Source organism: Caulobacter sp. P1_B12_2 (genome assembly GCF_056406675.1).
In genome coordinates this window covers 1-4,796 of record NZ_JBFTZS010000395.1, presented here as the reverse complement: position 1 = coordinate 4,796, position 4,796 = coordinate 1, and the positions used below count along the sequence as shown (strand labels likewise).

Annotated in this window: 4 protein-coding genes and 1 pseudogene; all 5 read left to right on the top strand. The window is 71.7% G+C overall.

Annotated features, from left to right (window positions below):
* Window positions 1–562 (top strand): annotated as a pseudogene (locus AC1DZ6_RS19965) (nitrite reductase large subunit); the annotation flags it as partial.
* Window positions 559–921, top strand: a complete 363-nt coding sequence (gene nirD / locus AC1DZ6_RS19960; RefSeq protein ID WP_477098881.1) for a nitrite reductase small subunit NirD — start codon at window positions 559–561, stop codon at window positions 919–921. The pseudogene AC1DZ6_RS19965 and the gene nirD, both read left to right, overlap by 4 nt.
* A complete protein-coding gene (locus AC1DZ6_RS19955) occupies window positions 921–3,611 on the top strand; it encodes a nitrate reductase (RefSeq protein WP_477098880.1) in 2,691 nt (896 codons plus the stop codon). Before nirD ends, AC1DZ6_RS19955 begins: the two co-directional genes overlap by 1 nt.
* Window positions 3,604–4,371, top strand: coding sequence for a uroporphyrinogen-III C-methyltransferase (gene cobA / locus AC1DZ6_RS19950; RefSeq protein WP_477098879.1), 768 nt, complete (start codon window positions 3,604–3,606; stop codon window positions 4,369–4,371). Before AC1DZ6_RS19955 ends, cobA begins: the two co-directional genes overlap by 8 nt.
* A 31-nt stretch (window positions 4,372–4,402) precedes the next feature.
* Window positions 4,403–4,796, top strand: a 394-nt coding sequence (locus AC1DZ6_RS19945) for a DUF5690 family protein (RefSeq protein WP_477098878.1), incomplete at its 3' end; no start/stop codon positions are given.

Here is a 4,796-nt window from a genome sequence, read left to right as displayed (position 1 = left end):
CGCCTACGCCAAGGGTCTGCGCACGGTGAAGACCTGCGTCGGCAGCGACTGGTGCCGGTTCGGCACCCAGGACTCCACGGGCCTGGGCATCCGCCTGGAGAAGTTCCTGTGGGGCTCGTGGGCGCCGGCCAAGGTCAAGCTGGCGGTCTCGGGCTGCCCGCGCAACTGCGCCGAGGCCACCTGCAAGGACTTCGGCGTGGTCTGCGTCGACAGCGGCTACGAGATCCACATCGGCGGCGCCGCTGGCCTGCACATCCAGGGCACCAAGGTGCTGACCCACGTCGCCTCCGAGGACGAGGCCGTCTGGGTGATCGCTGCGGCCATGCAGCTGTACCGCGAAGAGGGCTGGTACCTGGAGCGGGTCTACAAGTGGATGGCGCGCGTCGGGCTCGAAAGCATCCAGGCCCAGGTCACCGATCCGGACACGCGCAAGGCCCTCTACGACCGCTTCGTGTTCTCGCAGCGCTTCGCCCGCATCGACCCCTGGGCCGAGCGCGTGGCCGGCCGCCATACCGAGGAATTCACCCCCATGAGCCGCCGGATGGAGTTCGTCCCCGCATGAACGCGCATGTTCCGCCCCCCGTCGCGATCGAGCCGGTCTGGATCGACGTCGGCGCCGTGACCGACATCCCGCGTCGCGGCGCGCGGCGCGTCACCAGCCCGCGCGGCGACATCGCCATCTTCCGCACCGGCGACGGCGAGGTGTTCGCCCTGATGGACGCTTGTCCGCACAAGGGCGGTCCGCTGAGCCAGGGCATCGTCCACGGCCGCGCCGTGGCCTGCCCGTTGCACAACTGGTCGATCGACCTGGCCAGCGGCGAGCCCATGGGCGCCGACAAGGGCAAGGGCTGCACGCCGGTGGTGCCGCTGGAGGTGCGCGACGGCCGCCTGCTGCTCAGCCTGGCGACGGCGGTGGTGTGATGGCCGACGGCGGCGGCGCGATCACGGTCAAGACCGCCTGCCCCTATTGCGGGGTCGGCTGCGGCGTGACCGGCGCTGTCGGTGAGGGAAGAGCCTTGTCCGTGGTCGGCGACACCGCCCACCCCGCCAACCTCGGCCGCCTGTGCTCAAAGGGCACGGCCCTGGGGGCCACGGTCAGCCTGCAGGGCCGGCTGCTGGAGCCGACCATCGGCGGCAAGGTCGCGAACTGGACCGACGCCACCGCCCTGGTCGCCAAGCGCTTCAAGGACACCATCGCCAGGCACGGGCCGGACAGCGTGGCCTTCTACGTCTCGGGCCAACTGCTGACCGAGGACTACTACGTCGCCAACAAGCTGATGAAGGGCTTCATCGGCTCGGGCAACATCGACACCAACAGCCGGCTCTGCATGGCCTCGGCCGTGGCGGCCCACAAGCAGGCGTTCGGGGCCGACCTGGTGCCCGGCTGCTATGAGGACCTGGACCTGGCCGACCTGGTGGTGTTCAGCGGCCACAACGCCGCCTGGACCCATCCCGTCCTCTTCCGCCGCATGGAGGCTGCCAAGGCGCGCGGCCAGAAGCACGTGGTCATCGACCCGCGCCGCACCGACACCGCCGAGGGCGCCGACCTGCACCTGGCCATCGCCCCGCAGAGCGACGTGCGGCTGTGGAACGGGCTGTTGGCCCACCTGATCCGCATCGACGCCATCGACCGCAACTACATCGCCGCCCACGTGAACGGTTTCGACGCCGTGGAGGCGGCCCTGACGGACCTCGACCAGTCGCCCGCCGCCGTGGCCGCCGACTGCGGCGTGCCGGTGGAAGACCTGCTGACCTTCTACGACCTGTTCGCCGCCCACGAGCGCACGGTCAGCCTGTTCTCGATGGGCGCCAACCAGTCGGCCCAGGGCACCGCCAAGGGGCTGTCGATCCTCAACGCCCACCTGGCGACCGGGCGGATCGGCAAGCCGGGCGCCTGCCCGTTCTCGATCACCGGCCAGCCCAACGCCATGGGCGGGCGCGAGACCGGCGGCATGGCCAACACCCTGGCCGGCCACATGGACTTCGCCCCGGCCGACCGCGACCGCGTCGCCCGCTTCTGGGGCGCGCCCGACACCGCCCGCGCCCCGGGCCTCAAGGCTGTCGACATGTTCGAGGCCATCCACGCCGGCAAGATCAAGGCGGTCTGGGTGATGGCCACCAATCCCGCCGTCTCGATGCCCGACGCCGATCGCGTGCGCGAGGCGCTGGAGCGCTGCCCGTTCGTGGTGGTGTCCGACTGCGTCGAGACCGACACCACGACCTTCGCCGACGTCAAGCTGCCGGCCCTGGCCTGGGGCGAGAAGGACGGCACGGTGACCAATTCCGAGCGCCGGATCTCGCGCCAGCGGGCCCTGTTCCCCGCGCCCGGCCAGACCCGCGCCGACTGGCGGATCATCGCGGACGTCGCCAAGGCCATGGGCTTCGACGGTTTCGGCTGGGCCTCGCAGGCCAGCGTGTTCCGCGAATGGGCCCGCCTGACGGCCTATGAGAACACCGATCGCCTTCTGAACTTGTCGGGACTTTCGGCTTTGACGCCAGAGGCTTACGCCGATCTCCTGCCGGTCCAATGGCCGGTGGCGGCCGACGGCCAGGGCACGCCCCGCCTGTTCGAGAACGGCCGCTTCCAGACTCCGGACGGCCGCGCCCGGATGATCCCGACCCGGCCCAAGGGGCCCGTCGACGCGGTCGACGCGGCCTATCCGATGTCGCTGAACACCGGCCGCATCCGCGACCAGTGGCACACCATGACCCGCACGGGCCTGGCCCCCGACCTGTGCCGCCACGCCCCCGAGCCGTTCGTCGAGATCCACCCTGCCGACGCCGAGGCCCAGGGCCTCAAGGACGGCGCCCTGACCCGGGTGATCACCGCGCGCGGCGAGGCGGTTGCGCTGGCCAAGATCACCGACCGCCAGCGGCCCGGCGGGGTGTTCATGCCCATGCACTGGACCGACGCCTTCGCGCCGTCGGGGCGTTCCAACCCGCTGATCGCGGCCAATCTGGACCCCACGTCCGGCCAACCGGAGTTCAAGCACACCCCCGCCCGGATCCGCGCCTATCGCGAGACCTGGAAGGGCTTCTTTCTCACGCGGGACAGCCTGGCGCCCCCCACCGGGCTGTCCCTCGTCTGGCGGCGCATCCCCCAAGACGCCTGCCAGCAACACGAGTTCGCCGGCCGGGGCGACGAGGTCGAACGCGCCGCCTTGCGCAAGGCCCTGTCCAAGGGTCTTTCAAAGGATCTGGCCGGCGAACTCGTGACCTATGAAGACGCCGCCACCGGCGCGCGCCGCGACGCCTGGCTGCGCGACGGCCGGCTGGTCGCGATCCTCTACATCACCATCAACGGCCGCCTGCCGCCCCGCGATTGGCTGGCCGAACTGTTCGCCGAACCGCTGCTGACGTCCGAAGCCCGCTCGGCCCTGCTGTTCGGTCGCCCGCCCGGCGCGCCGGTCGACAAGGGGCCGCTGGTCTGCGCCTGCCTGAAGGTGGGCGCCAAGGTCGTGCAGGCCGCCATCGCCGCCGGGGCGTCCAGTCCCGACGCGGTCGGCGCCGCCACCGGGGCCGGGACCAACTGCGGGTCCTGCCGTCCCGAGATCGCCCGGATGATCGCCGCCACCGCCGCCGTTCCCGCCWAGGAGCCCGCCCATGTCTGAAGCCGCTCAAGTTCTGCTCGTCGGCGCCGGTCCCGGCCCGGTCGACCTGATGACCGTGCGGGCCGTGCGCGCCGTCGAAAGCGCCCAGGCGCTGCTCTACGACGCCCTGATCAGCGAGGAGGCGATCGCCCTGGTCCCGCCCGGCTGCGTACGCATCCAGACCGGCAAGCGGGCGGGCAAGCCCAGCATGCACCAGGACGAGATCAACCGCCTGATGCTGCGCCTGGCGCGCAAAGGCTTGCGCGTTGTGCGGCTGAAGGGCGGCGACCCCTCGGTGTTCGGCCGGGTGGGCGAGGAGTCGGCCTTCCTGCGCGAGCACGGGGTTTCGGTCGAGGTGGTGCCCGGCGTCACCGCCGCCTGCGCCGCCGCCGCCCAGTTCGGCTTCCCCCTGACCCATCGCGGCGAGGCACGGCGCGTGGTGTTCACCACGGCGCGGCTGGAGGCCGGCAAGCTCAGCGCCGACTGGAGCGCGGCGGCCGATCCCGAGGCGACCTTCGCGGTCTATATGGGCGGCGAAATGGCCGGGGCCCTGTGCGAGCGCATGATCGCCGCCGGCCGGGCGCCGAGCACGCCCGCCGTGGCGGTCGAGCAGGCCGGCGCGCCGGACGCCCGGATCTATCACGGCACGCTGGAGACCCTGGGCGAGCGGCTGAACAGCCAGGGCGGCCTGCCCTCGCGRCCTGTCCGCACCTGCATCCCGTGTTCGAAGTGGGGACACGCCGCAAGGGCATGTCCCCGCCTGTGCGGCGGAGGGCCTTGACGGACCTGCCTGTTAGGCCCGCCCATGGGGCATGGCGAACGCAACTCCGACTCAAGGCCCGATCGCCCGCGCCCTGGCCAAGGCGCCGCCTTGGGCCTTCGCGCTGTACGGCGGGCTGGCGGCCTTCGCGGCCTATTTCTCGATGTTCGCCTATCGCAAGCCGTTCACGGCCGCCCACTTCGAGCACATGGCCGGCTGGCCCCTGGCCATCGACTTCAAGGTGGCCCTGGTGATCGCCCAGGTCGCCGGCTACGCGGTGTCGAAGATCATCGGCATCAAGGTGATCTCCGAGATGCGGCCCGAGCGGCGTTGGCTGGCGATCCTGGTGCTGATCGGCGGGGCCGAGCTGTCGCTGCTGGGCCTCAGCGTGGGGCCGGCCGTCGTCGGCCCCCTGGCCCTGTTCGTCAACGGCCTGTGCCTGGGCA

What these genes read in the sequence shown, in the direction of transcription:
- nirD (WP_477098881.1), top strand. Translation starts at nt 559, where the DNA reads ATGAACGCGCATGTTCCGCCCCCCGTCGCGATCGAGCCGGTCTGGATC.